The organism is Microbacterium testaceum (genome assembly GCF_029761935.1).
GTDB lineage: Bacteria > Actinomycetota > Actinomycetes > Actinomycetales > Microbacteriaceae > Microbacterium > Microbacterium testaceum_A.
Genome location: NZ_CP121699.1, coordinates 170,099 through 190,855, shown reverse-complemented (window position 1 = coordinate 190,855; position 20,757 = coordinate 170,099). Strand labels below are relative to the sequence as shown.

At 65.1% G+C, this 20,757-nt stretch carries 17 protein-coding genes, 1 tRNA gene and 1 pseudogene; 14 read left to right on the top strand and 5 right to left on the bottom strand.

Annotation, left to right across the window (positions count from 1 at the left end; all coding sequences use genetic code 11):
- Positions 1-2: 2 nt before the first annotated feature.
- Positions 3-1,310: an ABC transporter ATP-binding protein gene (locus QBE02_RS00815; RefSeq protein ID WP_279366736.1), complete on the bottom strand. Its 1,308-nt coding sequence runs from the start codon at positions 1,308-1,310 to the stop codon at positions 3-5.
- A gap of 259 nt (positions 1,311-1,569) precedes the next feature.
- On the opposite strand from QBE02_RS00815, the gene QBE02_RS00810 reads away from it, so the two are divergent.
- The 3 genes from QBE02_RS00810 to QBE02_RS00800 all read left to right on the top strand — a co-directional run bounded on the left by QBE02_RS00810 (position 1,570) and on the right by QBE02_RS00800 (position 4,765).
- Entirely contained in the window at positions 1,570-2,184 is a 615-nt protein-coding gene (locus QBE02_RS00810) for a hypothetical protein (protein ID WP_279366735.1), read from the top strand.
- A 221-nt stretch (positions 2,185-2,405) separates the two neighbouring features.
- Positions 2,406-3,344, top strand: a complete 939-nt coding sequence (locus QBE02_RS00805; protein WP_279366734.1) for a hypothetical protein — start codon at positions 2,406-2,408, stop codon at positions 3,342-3,344.
- A gap of 77 nt (positions 3,345-3,421) precedes the next feature.
- Entirely contained in the window at positions 3,422-4,765 is a 1,344-nt protein-coding gene (locus QBE02_RS00800) for a maltokinase N-terminal cap-like domain-containing protein (RefSeq protein WP_279366733.1), read from the top strand.
- 71 nt (positions 4,766-4,836) lie between these two features.
- On the opposite strand, the gene QBE02_RS00795 is transcribed toward QBE02_RS00800, so the two are convergent.
- The gene (locus tag QBE02_RS00795; RefSeq protein ID WP_279366732.1) at positions 4,837-6,366 is read right to left on the bottom strand and encodes a S1C family serine protease; all 1,530 of its coding nucleotides are present in this window, start codon (positions 6,364-6,366) and stop codon (positions 4,837-4,839) included.
- Positions 6,367-6,514: 148 nt separating this feature from the next.
- Here QBE02_RS00795 and QBE02_RS00790 point away from each other — a divergent pair.
- The 3 genes and pseudogenes from QBE02_RS00790 to QBE02_RS00780 all read left to right on the top strand — a co-directional run bounded on the left by QBE02_RS00790 (position 6,515) and on the right by QBE02_RS00780 (position 9,683).
- Positions 6,515-7,722, top strand: a pseudogene (locus QBE02_RS00790) (aminotransferase class I/II-fold pyridoxal phosphate-dependent enzyme).
- Between the two features lie 514 nt (positions 7,723-8,236).
- A complete protein-coding gene (locus QBE02_RS00785; protein ID WP_279366731.1) occupies positions 8,237-8,431 on the top strand; it encodes a hypothetical protein in 195 nt (64 codons plus the stop codon).
- Positions 8,424-9,683 (top strand): hypothetical protein, encoded by a 1,260-nt coding sequence (locus tag QBE02_RS00780; RefSeq protein ID WP_279366730.1) that lies wholly within the window; start codon positions 8,424-8,426, stop codon positions 9,681-9,683. Before QBE02_RS00785 ends, QBE02_RS00780 begins: the two co-directional genes overlap by 8 nt.
- A gap of 587 nt (positions 9,684-10,270) precedes the next feature.
- On the opposite strand, the gene QBE02_RS00775 is transcribed toward QBE02_RS00780, so the two are convergent.
- The gene (locus tag QBE02_RS00775) at positions 10,271-11,077 is read right to left on the bottom strand and encodes a carbon-nitrogen hydrolase family protein (RefSeq protein WP_279366729.1); all 807 of its coding nucleotides are present in this window, start codon (positions 11,075-11,077) and stop codon (positions 10,271-10,273) included.
- Positions 11,074-11,571 (bottom strand): DUF6328 family protein, encoded by a 498-nt coding sequence (locus tag QBE02_RS00770; RefSeq protein WP_279366728.1) that lies wholly within the window; start codon positions 11,569-11,571, stop codon positions 11,074-11,076. The genes QBE02_RS00775 and QBE02_RS00770 overlap by 4 nt, the downstream gene beginning before the upstream one ends.
- A gap of 83 nt (positions 11,572-11,654) precedes the next feature.
- Here QBE02_RS00770 and QBE02_RS00765 point away from each other — a divergent pair.
- The 7 genes from QBE02_RS00765 to QBE02_RS00735 all read left to right on the top strand — a co-directional run bounded on the left by QBE02_RS00765 (position 11,655) and on the right by QBE02_RS00735 (position 19,188).
- Positions 11,655-11,728: transfer RNA gene (locus QBE02_RS00765), tRNA-Met, on the top strand.
- A gap of 716 nt (positions 11,729-12,444) precedes the next feature.
- Positions 12,445-13,917: a lipopolysaccharide biosynthesis protein gene (locus tag QBE02_RS00760; protein WP_279366727.1), complete on the top strand. Its 1,473-nt coding sequence runs from the start codon at positions 12,445-12,447 to the stop codon at positions 13,915-13,917.
- 29 nt (positions 13,918-13,946) lie between these two features.
- Positions 13,947-14,990: a polysaccharide pyruvyl transferase family protein gene (locus tag QBE02_RS00755; RefSeq protein WP_279366726.1), complete on the top strand. Its 1,044-nt coding sequence runs from the start codon at positions 13,947-13,949 to the stop codon at positions 14,988-14,990.
- A 392-nt stretch (positions 14,991-15,382) separates the two neighbouring features.
- Entirely contained in the window at positions 15,383-15,988 is a 606-nt protein-coding gene (locus QBE02_RS00750; protein WP_279366725.1) for a glycosyltransferase family 4 protein, read from the top strand.
- A 39-nt stretch (positions 15,989-16,027) separates the two neighbouring features.
- A complete protein-coding gene (locus QBE02_RS00745; protein ID WP_431844575.1) occupies positions 16,028-17,137 on the top strand; it encodes a glycosyltransferase in 1,110 nt (369 codons plus the stop codon).
- Positions 17,121-18,197 carry a glycosyltransferase family 4 protein gene (locus QBE02_RS00740; RefSeq protein ID WP_279366724.1) on the top strand — a complete coding sequence of 359 codons (1,077 nt, stop codon included), beginning with the start codon at positions 17,121-17,123 and terminating at the stop codon, positions 18,195-18,197. The genes QBE02_RS00745 and QBE02_RS00740 overlap by 17 nt, the downstream gene beginning before the upstream one ends.
- Positions 18,198-18,210: 13 nt before the next feature.
- Positions 18,211-19,188, top strand: a complete 978-nt coding sequence (locus tag QBE02_RS00735; protein WP_279366723.1) for a glycosyltransferase family 2 protein — start codon at positions 18,211-18,213, stop codon at positions 19,186-19,188.
- A 75-nt stretch (positions 19,189-19,263) separates the two neighbouring features.
- Here QBE02_RS00735 and QBE02_RS00730 read toward each other — a convergent pair whose 3' ends face one another.
- A complete protein-coding gene (locus QBE02_RS00730; protein WP_279366722.1) occupies positions 19,264-20,076 on the bottom strand; it encodes a CPBP family intramembrane glutamic endopeptidase in 813 nt (270 codons plus the stop codon).
- An 82-nt stretch (positions 20,077-20,158) separates the two neighbouring features.
- Between QBE02_RS00730 and QBE02_RS00725 the strand changes: the two genes are divergently transcribed.
- Positions 20,159-20,740, top strand: a complete 582-nt coding sequence (locus QBE02_RS00725) for a low molecular weight phosphatase family protein (protein ID WP_279367835.1) — start codon at positions 20,159-20,161, stop codon at positions 20,738-20,740.
- The last annotated feature ends 17 nt before the right edge of the window (positions 20,741-20,757 follow it).

Sequence of the window (20,757 nt, the reverse complement as noted above, 5' to 3'; positions counted from 1 at the left end):
CCTCAGGCGGAGAACGTGTGCAACCACTCGAGGCCCTCCACGTCGCCGAGCCCACCGGAGAGCTCGCGGAAGCGCTCCTCGAGCGTTCCTTCGCCGCGCACCTCGTCGACGGTGCCCTCGGCGAGCACCTGACCCGAGACGATCACCGCGACCCGCGAGCAGACGCGTTCGACGAGCTCCATGCCGTGGCTCGAGAGGATGACCGTGCCGCCGTGTTCGACGTACGTGCCGAGGATGTCGAGGATGACGCCGCTCGAGACGGGGTCGACGGCCTCGAACGGCTCGTCGAGCACGAGCAGGCGCGGCGAGTGGATCATCGCGCCGGCGAGCATGACCTTCTTGGTCATGCCGGCGGAGTAGTCCGACACGGGACGCGACAGCGCCTCAACGAGGTCGAACGCGCGGGCGAGGTCGGCCGTGCGGCTCTCGACGAGCGGGGCGGGGAGCCCGCGCAGAGCGCCGTAGTACGACAGCAGCTGACGGCCCGTAAGCCGGTCGAAGGTGCGCAGCCGGTCGGGCAGCACGCCGATGAGCTTCTTCGCTTCGCGCGAGCGCTTGCCCGCGTCGACGCCGTTGATCGTGACGGTGCCGCGATCGGGTCGCAGCAGTCCCGCGATGATCGACAGGGTCGTGGTCTTGCCGGCACCGTTGGGGCCGACCAGACCGTAGAACGCACCGGCGGGAACGGTCAGGTCGATCGCGTCGACCGCCCGCAGCTCACCGAAGCTCTTCGTGATCGTCCGAAGTGCGAGAGCGGGGACGGCGGTCTCGTCAGCGGATGCCGTGACCCCATCGACCGCGGGCGCAGCCACGACCGCGGGCTCGAGGTCGTCGCCGTGGCGGGCGGAGTCGTCGCTCGACTCAGCCGAGGCGGCAGCGAACACAGCGGTCTCGGGCTCGCGCGTCTCCTCGGCCTCGGCCGATGCGTCCGCTCCGTCGGGGGCGACGCTCTCGACGAGCAGTTCAGACTCGTTCGACCCCGCCGCGGCCTCGTCCACGCGCACGTCGGCGGGGGTCGGGTCGTGGGGCTCGGCCGCGTCGTCGATGTCGGAGGTACCGGCGGACCCGGCGACGGCGCTCGACGCGTCGCCCGAGACCTCGGCTCGGTCGTCGTCCTCGAGCGGCTTCTCGGTGACGATCTCGGCGACCGGCTCGGCGGCGAGCGCCGAGGCAGACTCAGACTCCGACGGAGACGCCTCAGCGGGCTCGAGCTCCGCCACGTCGACGGGCTCAGACTCGGACACCGACGCGTCAGTGGCCTCGATCACGGGCTCCTCGACGGCGACATCGGCGGGCGTGGGATCAACCACAGGCTCCGCATCCGTCGGTTCCAGGTCAGCATCAGCCGCCCCAGCCGAAGCCAGCTCAGGCGCAGGATCCCCGACCGCCACCTCCGGCGCAGCCGCAGGGTCACCAACGGGCTCCTCGACCACAACCTCCGGCGCAGCCGCAGAGTCACCAGCGGGCTCCTCGACCACCAGTGGAGCCGGCGCGGCCTCGCCCGAGGGCTCAGCACCCGGCAGCGGCGGACGCGGGGGCACCACGATGTCATCGGGAACCAGCGGAGGGATGCCGACACTCGGCGCGACCGTATCGGTCGCCGTCGTCGACGTTTCGTCCTGGGCGGCCTCGAGAGCGGCTGCCTTCGCCGCGGCTGCCTTCGCCGCCGCCGTCTGCCGCGGGGCGGCCGGCTTCTTGGGAACCGCCGGCTTCGCTCCGGCAGCGGGCTGCGCTCCCGCGGCCGGCTTCGCTGCGGCGGCGGGCTTCGCTCCCGCGGCCTTCGACGCGGCCGTGGTACGCGGGGTAGCAGGCTTTCGCGGAGTCGCGGGCTTCTTCGCGGCGGCCGTGCGGGCGGTCGCGGACGTGCCCGAGGCGGCGCGCGCGGCCGTCGTGCGCGGGGCACGCGGCTTCGCCGGCGGCTTGGGCGCCGTGGCCGACTCGGACTCGGCGTCGTCCGACGCCGTCGCCGCGGCGGGGCGCCGGGGCGCACGCGGGGTCGTCGTCCGCGGAGTGCGGGGCTTAGGCGGGGGCGACACCGAGGCTTCGGCGCTCGCCGACGCGCCCTCGGTCTCTGGAGAGGACTTTTCGGGGGGCACCGGCAGCGACGCTGTCATCGCACCAAACTACCAACCCCCTCCGACACCGACCGACGCCTGGTCGCGCGCCGCACACACTCACAGGTAGCGAAAGACCCGACGACCAGTGCGAAACATTTCATCTGAACGGATGACGTCGGTGCGCGGCATCCCGTCGGCTTCTCTCCGTCCCCGCGTGAGAGGTCGAATTCTGTCGCTTCGCGCCCCCAGGGGGCAACACTTCTCGACCCCTCACGCCCCGTCGCGCCCCGGGAGCGCCCCGCCGTCAACCGCCCCCGGCCGAATCGCCACCGGGGTGAGGATGGAGGCATGGCTGAGAAGGTGCACCGCATCCACACCCTGCCCGACGACGCCCCCTGGAAAGGAGGCCTCCCGCCGGTGGGGTCCGAGGAGCACCCGCGCACCATCCGTCTGCTCGATCGCGTGCTCTCGGTGCAGCGACCCGTGGTGCTCGCGCACCTGCGCAGCGTGCGGTTGCGGCATCCGGATGCCACCGTCGACGAGATCCTGAGAATCCTCGAGCGCCGCTATCTCGCGGCCGTCACCACGGGTGGAGCTGCGGTCGGGGCCACGGCCGTGGTGCCCGGCATCGGCACGGGCGTGACGCTCGCGTTGAGCGGGGTCGAGACCGTGGGCTTCCTCGAGGCGACGGCTCTCTATGCGCAGTCGGTCGCCGAAGTGCACGGGGTCGTCGTCGAAGACCCCGACCGCGCTCGCGCTCTGGTTCTCGCGCTCATGCTCGGCAAGGAGGGCATCGACCTCGTGTCGCAGCTGGCGTCGCAGGCCGCCGGTCGCGGCGTCTCGCGCTCGAGCTACTGGGGAGAGATGGTGACCAAGACGCTTCCCCGCGCGATGGTCGGGCCGCTCGTCGACCGCCTCAAGACGACGTTCGTGCGGCAGTTCGCCACGCGCGGCGGTGCGTCGTGGATCGGCAAGGCGCTGCCGTTCGGCGTCGGCGCTGTCGTCGGAGGTGCGGGCAATCACATCCTCGGCCGTCGCGTGCTCGTCAACGCCCGTCGTGCGTTCGGCACTCCCCCGCTCGCGCTCCCGGCCGACCTCGAGCCCACGCCCGGCAGCGAGCGGCTCGAACGCGCCGCGGTGGGCGGTGTCCGCCGCGTCGGCGGCGCCATCGCCGGGGCCGGTCGTCGCACGGGTTCGCTGGCCCGCAAGGCCCTCCCGGGGCGCAAGAACCGCCCCGAGAAGTCGGGGCTCGAGGCGGCCGACGACGACCGCATGTCGGCATCCTGAGGCTCACCCTTTCTCATCGACACGGGGGCGCGCGCAAGACCTTCGCGATGCGAAGACCCGCGCGTTAGCCTCGCGACATGGGCGACCTCCTCGATCTCCTCGCTGTCTGGATGCCGCGTCAGCGCTGGTACGGCACGAAGGGCCGCGATCCGCGGCTGACTCTCGTGGCCGACTGGCCGCTCGATGCCGCCGATGCGCGACTGCTGCTGGTGCGCGACGAAGCCGTGCACCCGGCGATCGTGTACCAGGTGCCGGTTGCGCGCCGGCCGGAGGGGTCCGTTCCTCCCGGGAGTCTGATCGGCGCCGCCGACGACGGGCTCGTGTGGACGGATGCCACGACCGACCCCGCCTTCACCGATGCGCTGTACGCGTTGGTGACGGTCGGCGGCGAGGTGGGTTCGGACGAGGACGGGTTCCGGGGCATTCCGCTCGGGGCGACGGGCGGGCGGGCGTTGGCTCCGCAGATGACCGCGCGCGTGCTGAGCGGCGAGCAGTCGAACACCTCGATCATCTACCGGCCCGAGGGTGAAGAGCCGGGTCTGCCCGTCATCTGCAAGTTGTTCCGACAGGTGAATCCGGGCATCAATCCTGACGTCGAGCTGCAGTCCGCCCTGGCCGCCGGAGGGGCCGCTTTCGTGCCCGGAGCGATCGGCGAAGTCCGCGGAATCTGGATGACGCCCGAGGGTGTTCCGGTCAGCGGATCGCTCGCTTTCGCGCAGGAATTCTTTGAGGGAGTCGAAGACGCGTGGCGCGTCGCGCTCGACGCCGCGGCCGCCGGAGAGGACTTCGCCGACCGCGCGTACGCCCTCGGAGCGAGCGTCGCCGGCATGCACGTGGCACTCGCCGAGCAGTTCTCGACCCTCGATCCGAGCGAGGCCGACCGCTCCGCCATCACCGGCGCGTGGGAGCGACGACTGACGATCGCGCTCGGGGAAGTGCCCGCTCTGCAGCCCTACGAGGAGCAGATCCGCGACGTCTACGCCCGCGCTCTGGCCGCGAAATGGCCTGCTCTGCAGCGGATCCACGGCGATCTGCACCTCGGTCAGGTGCTCGACACGCCCTCGAACGGATGGGTGCTCCTCGACTTCGAGGGTGAGCCCCTTCGTCCGATCAACGAGCGCCTCCAGCCCGATGTCGCGGTCCGCGACGTGGCCGGCATGCTCCGCTCGTTCGACTACGTCTCGGGTGCCGTGGCCGACGACGACGGCGAGGCCGTGCGCGCGTGGGTCATCGCCGCGCAGCAGGCCTTCCTCGACGGATACGCCGACACGACGCGTCGCCCCCGCACCGACGACGATCCTCTGCTCGAGGCGTTCGAGCTCGACAAGGCCGTGTACGAAGCGATCTACGAGACGCGAAATCGCCCGGACTGGGTGGGTATCCCCCTCGCCGCCATCGGGCGCCTGGCACCCCTGCGCTGACCGCTCACTTCATCACGAGAACGCCACCCCGCACTGTCTGGCGGGGTGGCGTTTTCGTCGCTCGGAGCGGGTCAGCTCGTGGGCATCGAGCCCAGGGTGACCTCGGCGGTCTTCTCCTGGCCGGAGCGGTTGTAGGTGATCTCGGCCTTGCTGCCCGCGGCGAGCGCGCGCACCTGGGCGGTGAGGTCGATGGAGTTCGTCACCGGGATGCCGTTGACCTTGGTGATCACGTCGCCCTTCTGGAGTCCGGCCGCCTGCGCCGCCCCTCCGCTGGAGACGTCGGCGATGTAGGCACCGGTCGTGGTCGCTCCCTGGATGGAGGCGGCATCCTGAACCGAGGCACCCAGCAGGCCGTGCGTGGCGGAGCCGTTGTCGATGATCTCCTGCGAGATGCGCTTGGCGATGTCGGAGGGGATCGAGAAGCCGACGCCGATGTTGCCGGACTGTCCGCCCGACGACGATCCGCCGGCGCTCGCGATGGCGACGTTGATGCCGATCAGCTTGCCCTCGTTGTTGACGAGCGCTCCACCGGAGTTGCCGGGGTTGATGGCGGCGTCGGTCTGGATGACGGCGATCTTGATCGTCTGGTTGGCGGACTGCTGCTGCTGGCCCTGACCGAAGTCGAAGCGGAACGGGCTCTCCTGACCCGGCTCCTGCTGCTGCTGGTCGGTGCCGTCGCTCGGGGCGGCTGACGAGGCGACCTGGATCGAACGGTTCAGCGCGCTGACGATGCCGGTCGTGACGGTGTTGGGCAGGTCGAGCGGGGCGCCGATCGCGATGGCGTTGTCGCCGACGTTGAGCTTGGACGAGTCGGCCCACTCGATGGGGGTCAGACCCGAGGCGTTGTCGAGCTTGATGACGGCGAGGTCGTAGGTGGGGTCGGTGCCGACGACCTTGGCCGAGTAGACCCTGCCGTCCGAGGTGGTGACCGAGATCTTTGCGCTGCCGCTTTGACCGTCGAGGGTGACCACGTGCGTGTTGGTGAGCACGTAGCCGTCCTGGCTGAGGATCACGCCCGAACCGGTGCCGCCCGACTGCCCGGCCGTCGCGCTGATGGTGACGACGCTGGGGACGACCTTTGCGGCGACCGCCGAGGTGTTGTTGACGCTGTCGGGGTTGTTGACCGTGATGGCCGAGGGTCCCGACGCCGCGGAGGTGCTCGAGCCGCCCCAGAGGTTGAGGCCGGCGTAGGTGCCGCCGAGGCCCGCGCCACCGCCGACGAGGGCGGCCGCGACGAGCAGGGCCGCGACGCGCGGCACCGAGCTCTTCTTGCGGGGGGCGGTCGACGTCGATGACGGCATCGCGAGGGTGGGGTGTGCGTCGGTGGCGGCGGGGCCGAAGGCCTGACCGGTCGGCGTCGTCGCGCCCGAGGGGGCCGAGGCGTAACCGGGGTGCTGCGGTGCGGTGCCGGCGGCGGGCGGGGGCCAGGCGGCGGCGGCCGAGGCCGGCGAACGCGTGGGCACCGGCGGCACGTCGTAGCGCGGCACCGCGGGGGTGGTGGACTCGGGCTGCGGCGACGCGGGAACGGCGCCGTTCGCGGCGGAGTTGTCGAGGTGGCTGTTGTGGTCGCCCGCGGGGCGGTTGTCCGTGTTGTCGCTCATGGGATGCTCCTTGTTCCAGGTGCTTCTACGATGACCACCGATCCTGTGGACCACCTATGACGGGCGTGGGCCGTCTCTATGGGTCTAGCAGGAGAGACCCGCGTGGCATTCCCGCTTGCGTTGCGCGGGGGTGCGGCATCCTGGATCCATGCGACACATCCCCGGCGCTTGGCAGCGCACCGCTCGCGGCGCGGGTCTGCTCGCGCCCGACGGCTCGTCGGTTCCCACCATCTTCGCCGAGATGAGCGCCCTCGCCACCGCGACCGGGGCTCTCAACCTGGGGCAGGGTTTTCCCGACGAGGACGGGCCCGAAGCGGTTCTGGATGCCGCCCGCGCGGCCATCTCGTCGGGCGTCAACCAGTACGCGCCGGGGCGCGGCTTTCCCGACCTGTTGGCCGCCGTCGCCGAGCACCAGCAGCGCTTCTACGGGATCGAGCTCGACCCGCAGCGCGAGGTGCTCATCACGGTCGGGGCGACCGAGGCACTCGCCGCGACCCTGCTCGCCCTGGTGGACTCCCCCGACGACGAGGTCGTGGTGTTCGAGCCCTACTACGACTCGTACGCGGCCTGCGTGGCCCTCTCGGGCGCCACGCTCGTGCCGGTGCCCCTGCGGTGGCCCGACTTCCAGCCCGACCTCGAGCGGTTGGCATCCGCCGTCACCGACCGCACGCGCGTGATCCTCGTGAACGACCCGCACAACCCGACGGGCACGGTGTTCTCTCCCGAGGTGCTCGACGAGGTCGTACGCCTCGCCCACCGGCACGACGCGATCATCGTCACTGACGAGGTGTACGAGCACCTGGTGTTCGACGGGCCGCACGTGCCGATCGCGACTCTCCCCGGGGCGGCCGAGCGGACGCTGTCGATCTCGTCGGGCGGCAAGACGTTCTCGCTGACCGGATGGAAGACCGGCTGGGTCACCGGCCCCGCCGACCTCGTGTCGGCCGTGCTCGCGGTCAAGCAGTACCTGACCTACGTGGGTGGGTCGCCCTTTCAACCGGCGATCGCCGTCGGCCTGCGCCTGCCCGATGCCTTCTTCGCCTCGGTCGCGTCGGAGATGGCCGCCAAGGCCGCCCTGCTGGGCACGGGGCTCCGCGCGGCGGGGTTCGACGTCTCCTCCCCCGCGGGCTCGTACTTCACGGTGGTGGATGCCGCCCCCCCCTCGGCGCCACCGACGCCGACGCGTTCTGCCGCGAGCTGCCCGCCCGCGCAGGGGTAGTCGGGATTCCGCTCACGGCGTTCGTCACGCCGGAGCACCGCGGCGACTACGCCACGCTGGTGCGATTCGCGGCGTGCAAGCGGGTGAAGGTGTTGGAGGATGCGGTGGGGCGGTTGGCGGGGATGACGTTCAACTGAGGCACTGGGCGGTCAGGACGCAACGAGTCGGCCGATGTGGTCTACTCAACGCCCGTCTCGGCAGTGGCCCACTAAGCGCGAACGGCCGGTATTTCTTGAGCTCTGGCAACTTATAACCGAAAGGTGCGCTCGAGGCCGAGCCGGCACAGTTTGAGCGTGACCTGCGCAGGTTCGTAGTGGCTGATACCGCCACTTAAATGGGGGTCGGCATGGTCCGGCCATGGCCGACACAGCAGTAGATCCTGCCGGCCTGATCGAACATCGACGGCATCGCGGGACAGCCTCTCTGACAGCCGCTCGAACTCAGCTGCCCCAGTACGCTCCCTCATTGGTCGGATAGGTCACCACGGGGGAGTCGTCTCAATCCGGCTGCCAGCTCCCGTACTTGCTGTCGTAACCGCTGCTTTTCCGCTCGCCGTCGTCTGGGCAGGACATCATTTCGCGGGAAAACCATCCATCGCCCTCGGTAGACGATTCACGAAAGGCAGTCGGGGGTTGCTGTACCGTTGTCGCCATGAAGACGGAAGCGCGGGCGAATGTAGGCGCCTACGCCGTCCTCGCGGGCCTCACGCCGACGCTTCTGGGGGCGCTCTTAGGCTGGAGCCTCGGTTACGTGGTCCTCCTGAGCGTGTCCTTCGCCTCCAGCGGGGCGGTTGTCGCTGCGCTGCAAGCGATCGATGACATGCGCGCCGCGGCCCACGATGGTTGAGAAACCCGGTCGGGCCTTAGCCGTTGGTCTTGGCGTTGCAATCGCCATATTGACCCTTGTGCCGTCGTCCGCGTTGGCGCATCTTCCGCTCGGGAGCTTTTACCCAATAGCCGGGGCGTTCTTCGCGCTCGTCACGGGCATCACAGTTGCACACGACCGTATGAAGCGTCCACCGTTCGTGTGGCCGCTCGTGGGCTTCTACCTGCTTGTGACCATCTCATCGCTGGTGTTCACCGAAGCCAACCCGTTCTCTCTGCTCATTGGCGCAATTACCATCCCCGCCTACTGGGCAGCGTGCAGCGCGACAGTCGCCGAGAAGCGCGGCGTTGTTCGGGTCGTTATCATCATCGCGGTAGCCGAGACGGCACTGGCGGTGGGAGAGGTGTTTCTTAAGACCGGAGTCTTTCTGGGCACGCCCTTCCGTCTATCGCCGGAGAACCCTTTCTTCGAGGGTGCTGCGCGAGCGCAGGGAACGCTTGCCCACCCCCTCGCGCTGAGCTTTGTTCTGCTCATCGCTCTGGGCTTTATGTGCGCGCGTCAATCGAACGCCGCGATACGCATGGTGTTGATGGGTATCTTCCTCCTTGGGGTGGTGCTCACAGGAAGCGCATCCTCAGCCGCAATCGCCGCGCTGATTGTCCTCTACTGGTTCCTAAACCGGTCAACCCTCATCGGGGTCACCTTCGCGATCTTGATAGCCGCCGCAGCGACGCTCATACTCTTCGCCGGAGGGCTTCCCGCCGCAGTCTTCGAGCAAGAGTTCGACCAGCGCAATGCAGGCCATCGACTCAACTCCATCGCCGCGTTTCCCTTGCTCGCTTTCGGTAGAGACGCCCCGCAGGCTCTTTTTGGTAGCGGGTACGACGTGCGGAACCTCTACACGTCGGGCTATTTCTTCAACGACGGCTTCTACACGATCGACAACCAGTACGTAAGCTTCCTCGCTCAAGGTGGGCTCATCGGCTTTGCGATGGCGGTCGTCTTTCTCGTTGGCCTGACAGTCCGATCCAGCCGTCGGTATCTGCCTGGCTGGATCGGGCTGCTGGGGATGGGCATGTCGTTCGACTTCATGAGCTGGTACGCGCTTGCCACGCTAACTCTCGTCTTTGCGGCTATCGCGGCGCGGTCCCGGGTCCCGCGGGGGACACTTCAACCACGACCTGCTCATTTCCGTCCGCATCGGCGAGACACAAGGTTGAATCATGTGTCAGTTGGAACGGTCAGCGCCGCGATGAAAGACCGAGTTCGTTAGAGCACCCCCTCAAAGAGGGTGAGAGGCTGAGGGCTCCGATGTAGGCGAGCCCACAGCCCTCGCCGCCTGCAACGACGATTATGTTGCCGTCGAATTCGCGGGCGGTGTGGTCGGCCGAGTCTGTCTATCGGGTGGTGGGGAGTGCGTGCAGCCCGCCCGAGGTGAGAGCCTGGACGGGGTCGACGGCAGGAGCCTGGTGGGGAACCCACCGCCGCTGCTCTCGAATGAGATCCGGTGCTCGGAAAACCCGCTCTCGCGGACGGGTGCATCGAGGGTTCCTGTCATCCGCCGACCGCGCTTGTCTCCAGAGTGCTGCGAGGCGGCTGTGATGCTGACCAGCGTTACGATCGGCCGTCACACTTCGAAGTTTTGGATCAGAACTTCGCACGGGCCCGGGCTGTAGTGAGAACACTGACGAAGCGGTGGTACCGGTCTGTATCTGAGGCGAGTCACGCCCTTACCCGCACCTTTGACTCTGGCGCGGCAGCGAGGCTGAATTTCTTCGTGGATGCAGCCTGAGGCGGGGACTCAATGCGACCCCGCCTCCGGCGCTGCGATATTCCTCCTGAAATATGGCATCCGCCGCCCTAGCGGGGCGTGACGCGATAGCGCCGCAACTCCAGCGCGGGGTTCACACGTCGCACACGCGCGATCACGGCCCGATCGATGTGCGCCATCGCCACACCAGTCGCGGTGCCGACCTGAGCTAGCGTGACGCCCTGCGGGTCGACGATCATCGAATGCCCGACACCGAGCGGTGGCGGGTGATCGGCCGCGGCCACGAAGAACGTGTTCTCGATTGCTCTAGCGGACAGCAGCGTTGTCCAATGGTGCTCCTTCAGCGGACCACGCACCCATTCGGCGGGAACCAGTGCGACGTCGACTCTTGCGTCGGCCAGCGTCCGCGACACCTCGGGGAACCGCAGGTCGTAACACGTCATCAGACCGAACCGCATGCCCCGCACCTCGAACAGCTGGGGCGGTGCGATCTCCCCTGGCTCCACCCAATCAGACTCACGCTGACCGAACGCGTCGTACAGATGCAGCTTTCGATACACAGATCGAATGCCACCGGCTCCTACCGCTACAACGGTGTTCCGCACCCGGCGACCGTCGTCCGCCTTCTCGAGGAGGCCTGCAACGACGACCAGGTCGAGCTCGGCTGCGAGCGCCGTCAGCGTACGCACAAACGACCCGTCGAGATCTTCAGCATTCTCGGCGAGCGAGGGATCGAAGGGGTCGACGAAGTAACTGGAGTACTCCGGGAAGACGACGACGTCGGCTCCGCGATCGGCGGCCACGCGGGCAAGGTCAGAGATGACCGCGAGGTTGCCTTCGCGAGAGGCCGACGGCGCGAATTGTGCGACGGCGATTCCGAGGGTCTCGTGACTCATTGCGCGCTCTCCCTCCCCCGGTGCCGGACCACCATCGGCACCACCATCCACAGTACGAGGATGACCACGCCGAGCACGACCCCGGACGCCACGGCCGCCCAAAACCCTACGACGACGTCGAAGACGAACGCGACCACACCGACCAACAAGAGAGAGACCAGGGCGAGCGCCGCGCGGAGGGCGTCGTGCGCGACCCTCACGAGCGCAGGCTTAACCTGCAGGTGGAACACGGCGCGGTGGAGCGCCACCGGTGCGAGGGCTACCACCGCGCTAAGTGCGGCGAGGCAGATGAGCACGAGGTAGAGCAAACGCTGGGCGGTCTCGAGCTCGCTAAACGACGCTTGGAACGCCAGGGCAAGCAAGAACCCTGTGAGGATCTGCGTGCCGGTCTGCAACACCCGCAACTCCTGCAGAATCTCGCTCCAGTTGCGGTCGGCGCGCTGTGCCGGCGTTTCGGGCCGCCCGTCGGCGAGGTCATCAATATCATTGCTCACCAGCCTATTCTCTCGCGACACTCCCGGGCAGCATGCGCGGATTTGCGGGTTCGTTCATCTGTAGGTAATGTTTTCTCTTGTGCCGCGGGGTGGAGCAGCTCGGTAGCTCGCTGGGCTCATAACCCAGAGGTCGTAGGTTCAAATCCTGCCCCCGCAACAATAAGAAGGCCCCGGATCGTACGATCCGGGGCCTTCTCTCTATCTGGCTGATTCGCTCGAGCGCGCTGTTGACGCGTCGTCACCCGGAAGCCCCGGCAAGGGTCGCGATGCATCTAGTTGACGAGACCGCCGCAGCGCTCTCTGGACTCTCCTCTACAAAAGTACGCGCAAGGTCCCGCTTCGCGCTGTGCCTCGACTCCATCGCTCACGTTCCGCGGAGACCCCACTCTCGACACCGCCGTGATCCAGGCGACTGCCGCTGGCGATGCACGCAACCATGCAGAGGGTTGCCCCCCCCTTCTGAGAAGGCTCTCAGTCCAGCAGATGGCATTGTTTCGGACCGCTACACAACACAGCTGAATGACACCCACGAACAGAACGTAAGACGTCACTTTCAGCCCCAGATCCTCATCAGAAGAAATGCAATATTCACGCGAAGGTGATCGAGCGTTTCTAGCCTGCTGATAGCGTTCAGCCCAGGAGAGCCGGAGATGAAGCAATCTAAGAAGGGACCCCGCCAGATGTCGAGCGACCTCAGCAACAGCTCGGCAAGGTCGAGCGCACGTACAAACCCGCTTAGCTCACCAGACTTCTCAGCTCGGATCTCAGCCAGTACCGGCACCGCCCACCCTGCCGATGGGTAACAGAACGGGCTCCCCCTCCCGCAGACCCCTCCGCGGACGCGACAAGGAGCACGGTGGTGCGGCTGGCATCTTGAGCAGCGCCGGCGCAGGCCTTCTTGGCATCGTTGTCGGACTGGCTCTGCTTCCTCTGGTGATCGCAACCATCGGTAGCGGGGCTTACGGACTTTGGCTTCTCGTCTCCGCGGTTTCTGTCTACCTCCAGTACGCCGACGTGGGTGTCGGATCTGCCATTGTCCATTTCGGTTCCCGTTCGAGAGCGGGAGTCCAAGGCCACACCTTCTCCCAGTACGTGTCTGGCGGGCTGATGTGGAACATGTTGGTCGCAACCGCGGTGGTACCGCTCTTCGCAGTACTTGCCATCTTCATCACCTCGTCGAACGCAGGTGCTGCAGGAGTGTCGTCAGCCGACGCCAACGCCCTCGCACTCCTAGCGACCCTCATGCTGGCGTGCCTTCTTGTCTCGCCATTTGCCTCAGCGCTGATCGGGTCGGGGCTTCTCCCTGTTGAACGTAGAAATCAGTCCATCGGGATTGCAGTACGTTGCGCTGGCACATTAACTGCGTGCCTGGTCTTTGACAGCATCGTTTGGCTTGCGGCTGCCGAAGTCATCGCCGCGATTACTCCTCACGGAGCGGCGGTCATCGCACTTGCGAGGCGCAAGCTGTTGAAGATTTCCTTCCGACACGGCGCCTTCAGCGCCCTGCGAAAAATGCTTCGCTACAGTATCCGCTCTTTCGGGGTCGCGCTTGTAGGAGCGACCATCCTTCAGCTGGGAACCGTTGTTGTGGGCAGCCTGATGGGCCCAAGCGACGTGACCTACTACAACGCAGCATTTCGGGTCTACACGGCTGCCCGCCAGCTACTCACCTGGATCGTCGACCCGTTTCGCTCGACTCTCAGCCGGCAATTTGTAGAGGACCCCCCAAGAGCCAGACGAATACTGACGACTCTCTGCGCGGCGGCGTTCGGCGCGTCCGCGCTCGGCGCAGGCGTCCTCGTATTCGGCGCGAGCGACATCGTCCACCTCTGGCTCGGCGCCTCCGTTCCGACTGCCACCATCTCGCTGACAATGATCGTGCTCCTCGTCGGGTTCGTCGTCAACGCGATACAGATTCCGCTGGTTCCCGCCGGCGACGCTCTCGGACGTCCGGGGGCGTTCTTCTTAATCCAACTCACCTGGCTTGTCGCCTTCGCCGCGCTGGTCTTCCCGCTGGTGCACAGTCTAGGAATCGTCGGCGCCGCGCTGGCCCTCAGCGCCCCCCTCGCGCTCATTGCACCCCTCTACCTCTGGCGGGCTCGTTCAGTGCTCGAGCTAGGGGCTGATGATTGGCGGGCAAGTGGTATCTTCGCAATTTTCGCGATAGTCAGCGCCTCCGCCATACTCGCTTTCGTCGCCGCCGTAATACAGTTCTTCGCTGGACTGGAACCACTTTCCTTCTACAGTACGCTCACATTTGCAGTATCCGCGGTGGTCTTCGCAATAGTGTTGCGAAACCACCTTCCCACCCAGCGAATTCGCGAGCTTCTTCGCGCGAAGCTGTAGCCAACCGCCCTCCGGAATGGAATATCTAGGTGAGCGAAACCGCCTTTCCCGCATTCGAATCGCTTGACGCAGTTCGGACGTTCACTTCCTCTGTCTTGCAGGACACCCTGTCGAGCGCTTCTGAGGTCGTTCTGCTAGACATACCGACCCATGAGAATGTCGGAGACAACATGATCTGGCAGGGAGAGATTGAGTATTTGAAACGGCTTCACGTTCGAGTCGCCTACGAAGCTGATATTTTCCGGCACAGCCGCAAGCTCTTGGATCGACTCGCTCCCAGCACACCGATTCTGCTGCATGGAGGCGGAAACTTCGGAGACGTATGGCCGGAGTTTCAGGAATTTCGTGAACGGATCGTAGCTGACAATCACGACCGCCGCATCGTTCAGCTCCCGCAGACCGTGTATTTCCAGTCCCCATCGCGCGCGGCGCAGGCCAATGCGATCCTTTCAGCACATCCCGACTTCACCTTGCTCGTCCGCGACACGGATTCTCTCGAGAGGGCTAGTACTGCTCTGCCCGATGTGAATGTTCGACTGTGCCCCGACATGGCGCTCGGTTGGACACCCAGAGAGGCTCAAACGCGCGGGAAGAGTCGAGGCATCCTTGTCGTGGCGCGCGAGGACAAGGAAGCGGCTGGAGATCTCGCCGCGGAGATCGAACTGAACCTTGGGCCGTCTGACGAGGTGCGCGACTGGCGCCTGACCGGTTGGCGGAAAGCCCTGTGGAAAGTGACGCGTGTGCCAGGACGGTTAGCCCGGGTCGTCCCCTGGCTCCGTAATAGTGCGCTCATGTTTCGCGTGATCCGGCACGCCAACGAATTCAATAGAAAGCAGAACCTTCTGGCTGGCCTGACGCTGGTGCGGGGCAGGCGTGCAGTCATCACGAACAGACTGCATGCGCATGTGCTGGCTGGCCTACTCAGCGTTCCGTATGTCGTTACGGAGAACAACTACGGGAAAATCGGGCCGATTTTCCAGAATTACACGCATGTGCTTCGTTCGGGGACTTTCGCTCCCAAGGCAACCGACGTCCTTTCGTCAGATGTTCTGAACCGAGTGGAAAACCGATGACCCGCACCGTCTCGATAGGATTTCCCGCCGCATGGGACATTGCAGAGTGGGAGACGTTGCACGCGAAGGGAGAACGACCGGATCGCTGGCCATACGGCCTGGACCGCCTCGACGATCGGTACAATCTACAAACCGTCCCGTTGTCGAGCAACGTATTCCTACCCCGACTTTGGACTCGTCAATCAGAGCGGCAAAGTGTGGCGATCGGGTGGGAAGAGAGTAGCGTCTCTCGGCTCGTAGCTTCCCGCCAATTCGAGCACGTAGTTGGGGGCGTGATCTGGAATACCGACCCGCCAGTAAACGCGCGAGACCGAGCAGTCAAAGCCCTCTACCGGAGGGCCCTTAGGCAAGCGAGTGCGCTGTGGTGCCTTAGTCGACCCCAGGTCGCGTTGGTGAAAGCATTCCTCGGCCTCGACAGCCCACCGGTGCACTTCTTAAAGTTTGGTATCGACACGGACTTCTACAGGCCAACGCCCCTCCCTCCCCAGCCGCTTGTACTAAGCGCCGGCGGCGACCGCGATCGAGACATACCAACGCTGTACGCCGCGATGGCTGAGATCAAGGCCGCCCGACCGGAAACCCAGGTCGTAGTTCAGACTGCCTCCGACCATCCGGTGCCCGCTGGTGTTGTTCGCGTGCAACGCCTCTCTCATCGAGATCTGCGCGATCTTTACGGCCGCGCCTGCATCGTGGCTATCGCTACGCGTTTCAATCATCACGTGTCCGGGATGACCGTCGCCCTCGAGGCGGCGGCCACAGGGCGGCCAGTTGTCACGACAGACACACCCGGGATGTCTGATTATGTCGACGAGGCCTCCGGCCGCCTCACGCCAGCTGGCGACGCAAGCGCCATGGCAGCAGCTGTCGTCGGACTCCTGGACAACCCCCAGCAGCTGAGGGATCTGGGACGCGCTGGCCAACATCGGGTTCAGACGTCACACTCCACGAAGACAATGTCCTCAGCGATCGGCGAGATCGTCGCCGCCTTGCCCGATTGATCGTGTCGCACTTATTCATTTCTCACGAGGAGGCAGACTTTGCCTAAAGTCGCAATCATCGGCACACGCGGTTACCCGAGCTATTACGGCGGCTTTGAGACGGCCGTGAGAAAGCTTGCGCCCTACCTGAGCGACGCCGGGTGGGACGTTGTCGTGTATGGACGACCGCAGGCCATGAAATTGGACGACCCCGAGCGAGACCAACGGGTGCACTCCGTCGCCACGCGAGGATTTGAGCGGAAGTCCCTTAGTACTCTCACATACGGCTTCACATCTGTGCGACGAGCAGTCAAGGACGGTTGCGACGTCGCACTCGTCATGAATGTTGCGAACGGGTTCTGGCTTCCCCTGCTCCGAGCAGCACGCATCCCGACACTCGTGAACGTCGATGGAATCGAGTGGGAGCGTGCCAAGTGGGGGCGGATTGCGAAGACTGTCTTTCGCAGCGGCGCGAGGAGCACAGCACGCTGGGCCAACACGCTCGTTTATGACGCGCATGAGATCAAGCGCTGGTGGGGAGCGAAGTTCGGTCGGGACGGGATCTACATCCCCTACGGGGGCGACGCCCCCGCACAAAGTAGTGAACCACCGCTTGGCCTGGAGTTCCGCGGCTATGTATTAGTTGTCGCCCGCTTCGTACCGGAAAACACTATTCCAGAATTCTTCGAAGCAGCGAAATCAATCGCGAAATCGTGGCCGGTGGTGATTGTGGGATCGTCTGGCTACGGCGGAGAACTCGATGACTGTGCACGGCTGCTTGCGGAGTCGACACCGAACATCACCTGGCTTGGACATGTCGCGGACGATCAGCTTCTCCACCGGCTCATGCAGAACTGCGGCGTCTACTTCCACGGCCACAGCGTCGGTGGCACTAACCCTGCGCTCGTTCAGGCAATGGCGTGCGGCACCCCGGCTGTTGCCCGAGACACTGTATACAATCGCGAGGTGTTGGGAGACGCGGGCGTATTCACCGAACCAAGCCCACGTCGAATTGCGAACACCGTGTCCGAATTGATGCAAGATAGTGACCGCCAGTCCGCTCTTTCACTCGCCGCCCGCAGCCGTCAGCAGGAATTGTTCACCTGGGAGTCGGTCTGCGAACGTTACGAATCCGCACTAAGGGGGGCGCTGAATGCGCGTCCTGTTTGACGCGTTCTGGTGGCACAGCGGCCCGATCGCCAACCGCACCGTAATGCGCGAGATCGTCTTCGGATGGTCGCGACGCTTCCCCGAAGACGAAATACTTCTCGCCGTGCGCGCAAGACATAGAGACCTTGTGGACGTGCCGCCCGAGGCGAGGGTTGTTACAACGCGGCTGTCTCCGCAGGCACTTGCGAATGTCGTGGAACTGCCCGCTCAGGCTCGACGCCATCAGGTGGACCTTGTCGTGTCGCATAATTACACCTCCCCTTTCACTCGCAACGCAGTGTTCATTCATGATCTGCTCTTCGAGGAATCCCCGCACTGGTTCACCCGAAAAGAACGCCTGTACTTCTGGCCCATGAGCCGTCTCGCGGCGTGCGCGTCGACCGTGTTCACGTCCTCGCGTACAGAAGCGGCGCGGATTAAGAGGCTGCACCCACGCCTCTCGCCGGTGCTTGCGACGAGCCTTGCCATCTCGCCGGCGCTCGCGGGCGCGTCACCTCGTACCCCCGAAGGGGTGCCGACCAACTGGGATGGCTTCTGGCTTTGTGTAGGAAGATTGAACCGGAGAAAGAACCTCGACACCGCTCTTCGCGGGGCGGTCTCGTCAGGACTTCTCTCGCCAACGCACCCGCTGATCATCGTAGGTAGCGCTGAGTATTCCGGCGCCACCACCGAATTGCCAGAGAACATTCGCACGCTGGTCGACTTAGGGCACGTTATATTCGCTGGACGAGTTTCGGATGGAGAACTCAGATGGCTCTACACCAACGCCAGTTGTCTGATATTCATGTCGCGCGATGAGGGTTATGGCTTGCCGCCCGCCGAGGCTCGTTTCTTCGGTACGCCGGTCGTGGTCTCCGACATACCCGTTATGCGGGAGCTTGTTCCAGATGCCCATGCGTTCGTCGATCCAGACGCACCGTCAGCCTTGGCCACCGTCCTCGCAAGCGTGCCGCAAAGGCGCGCCACCGCGGGCCCCGTCGACAGGTTGCGAGACGCCAAGTCCGATTGGGAAGACATCGCTTCTCGGATACGGTACGCATCCATGGCACCGCGAGAATGAAAGAGACGACAAGGTGATCGAAACGGATGAACCGGCCGCCCCCGTCCCGCTCGTGACAGTACTCATTGTCACGTACAACAGTCGGTCCACTATTCGAGCGGCGATCGATGGACTCGTGGGCAACTGCGAGATCGTCCTGGTCGACAACGCTTCGCTCGATGGCACCGCAGATTTTATCGAGAGTGCCTACGGCTCGCGAGTTATCTTGATCAGGTCAGGGGAGAACCTCGGCTTCGCGAAGGCAGTGAACCGCGCGGCGGAGAACGCCAGCGGAAAATTCCTGCTCCTCCTCAATCCCGACGCTTCGATGGACTACGAGAACATCGGTCTTCTGACTGTAGCTATGAGCGCTTACCCGGAAGTCGGCGTTGCAGCCCCAGACGTCATCGAGGGTGCTGGGGAATTCCGCACCATGGCTGCGGGGTACGAGCCCTCGGTTAGGCGCATGTTCCTGCATTCATCCGGCCTGTCGCGCCTGGGGAGGCACACAGCCCGACTGCGTGGGCACTATCTTCTGCGGGATCAAATCCGGCCGAATCGGCCGGAATTCTTGAAGTGGGTGTCCGGCGGCTGCATGCTCGTTGAACGGACCGTCTGGCAAAACTTGGGGGGACTCTCAGAGCGGTGGTTCATGTACGCCGAGGACGTGGAATTCTGTCTCCGCGCAAGTAGCGCAGGCTGGAAGGTAGCTGTCTTCCCTTGGGCCTTCGCGCACCACAGCGTCGGAGGTAGCAGTGACGATTCTTCCGGGCCGGTGAGGACTGTGTGGCTTGAGAACCTGTATGACCTCTTCGTTCTCCGTTATCACCCGAGCACTTTCCGCGCAGCATCGTGGCGAGGCGTCGTCGCTGTCGGCTTCGCCGCTCGCTCCAGTGTCTTCGCTCTACTCACATCGGTTCGTCCGGCTTATCGCAGCGATGCGAGGCGGTTTGCCGCCTACGCTCGCGCGGCATGGACCTTACCGTCGCCCAGGCCCGTGCCGAGCGCCTAGGAGACCGCCCGACGCTTGACTCGTCCATCCACGCGAGCGAGACCTCACCGCGGTGTGGAGATGAAGTTCGTCGCACTACGCACCCGCGGTACCGACCCCCACAAGTACGAGGTACATCGCGTTGTAGACGACATGCAGGATAACTGCAGACCAAGCCCGGCCCGTGAGCAGTACAAGCAGGGAACAGACGCCGCCGACCAGGAACAGTTGCAACCCACTTGAGAGGGAGAGCGGGGCATACGCCCCGTGCAGGCACACGAAAGCGCCGGCAGACACGAGTAGAGCAGTAGCACCCGCCGTGAATGCACCCAAAGACCTGCGCAGCATCTGGAAGATGACGACGATAAGAACGGAACGAAAAAAGATCTCTTCAACGAAAGGCCCGATAAGGGCGGCAGCCAGGGCGATCGCTGTCAGCGAGCTCGTCGCGAGATCAAGCGAGAGGGATGTGGCAGTAGGAAACGATGCGGCATTCGCATCACTAAAGCTCCCCTGCAGGAGGCGAAGCCCCACACCCAAACCGACTCCCCAAAGCACATCGAGGAGTCTCAGGCGGAACAGGCCCGCCGGGCGTCCCCGGAGCACTGCGTAGGCCACCGGCACAAACAGGCCAATCCACAACGCGGGTAGCGACAATGCGGCGACCCCGGCTGCGCTCGAATGGGCGAGGACAACGCTGGCGAGGATTCCGGCTCCTGCCCCGAGAAGCGCGCACACAAGGACCCTCAGGTCCCATTTGCTGACCTCTTGTCCGCCCATCCGCCAGTCGGTGCGCCTACGCCTCCGGATCCGAGACGAGTCGGAGATTGCGCGATGGGCGCCGGCGTCGAATTCGGCCGTTGTGCCGGCCCCGTTCGCAACGGCGGTCTGATTATGCTGATCACGCACGGGCTCAACCTACTCGGAGTTTGGACGTGCGGGCATCCCCAGATCGGCACCTCGAAGGAGCAGCTTGCTGAACATTCTCGCCGTGTGCACAGGCAATGTGTGCCGATCACCCCTGGCCGAACAGCTTCTCACCAATCTCGTGTCCGGGTTTGACGTGAGCGTCAGCAGCGCCGGCACGCGGGCACGAAGCGGGGTGCCGATGACGGCCGAGACTGCCCAGATTGCGGTCACCAACGGATGTGATCCCGTACGAGTCAATAGTCACCGAGCTAGATCCCTCAGCGCCGAGCACCTTCGTCCGGCACATCTTGCGCTTGCGATGGCTCGGGAACATCGCCGTGAGATCGTCGAGACGAGCCCGTCAGTTGTGCGCCGAACCTTCACTGTTCGGGAGCTCAGCCGCCTACTCGCTGACGTCAGCGACGATCAGCTGCGAGAAGAGTCCACACGAACATCAAGCCCCTTGACGCCTGAGAACAGGTTCTCTGCGATGCTGCTGTTCGCTGCGAATCGTCGAGGAGTCGTACTTCCCCCGACGGTGGCCGAGGACGACGACATTGTCGATCCATACCGTCGATCCGGGCGAACCTATGCATTGTCTACAGAACAACTCATGTCGGCGCTGCCCGTAGTCCCCCGCATGGTCCGTCTTGCTCACGATTGAGCCGCCACACTACCCAG

Bases quoted from the DNA above. Each gene is read 5' to 3' on its own strand.
- QBE02_RS00795 (WP_279366732.1), bottom strand. From the start codon at position 6,366: ATGAGCGACAACACGGACAACCGCCCCGCGGGCGACCACAACAGCCAC.
- QBE02_RS00775 (WP_279366729.1), bottom strand. From the start codon at position 11,077: ATGAGTCACGAGACCCTCGGAATCGCCGTCGCACAATTCGCGCCGTCG.
- QBE02_RS00780 (WP_279366730.1), top strand. From the start codon at position 8,424: ATGGTTGAGAAACCCGGTCGGGCCTTAGCCGTTGGTCTTGGCGTTGCA.
- QBE02_RS00740 (WP_279366724.1), top strand. From the start codon at position 17,121: ATGCGCGTCCTGTTTGACGCGTTCTGGTGGCACAGCGGCCCGATCGCC.
- QBE02_RS00785 (WP_279366731.1), top strand. From the start codon at position 8,237: ATGAAGACGGAAGCGCGGGCGAATGTAGGCGCCTACGCCGTCCTCGCG.
- QBE02_RS00810 (WP_279366735.1), top strand. From the start codon at position 1,570: ATGCCGACACTCGGCGCGACCGTATCGGTCGCCGTCGTCGACGTTTCG.
- QBE02_RS00800 (WP_279366733.1), top strand. From the start codon at position 3,422: ATGGGCGACCTCCTCGATCTCCTCGCTGTCTGGATGCCGCGTCAGCGC.
- QBE02_RS00805 (WP_279366734.1), top strand. From the start codon at position 2,406: ATGGCTGAGAAGGTGCACCGCATCCACACCCTGCCCGACGACGCCCCC.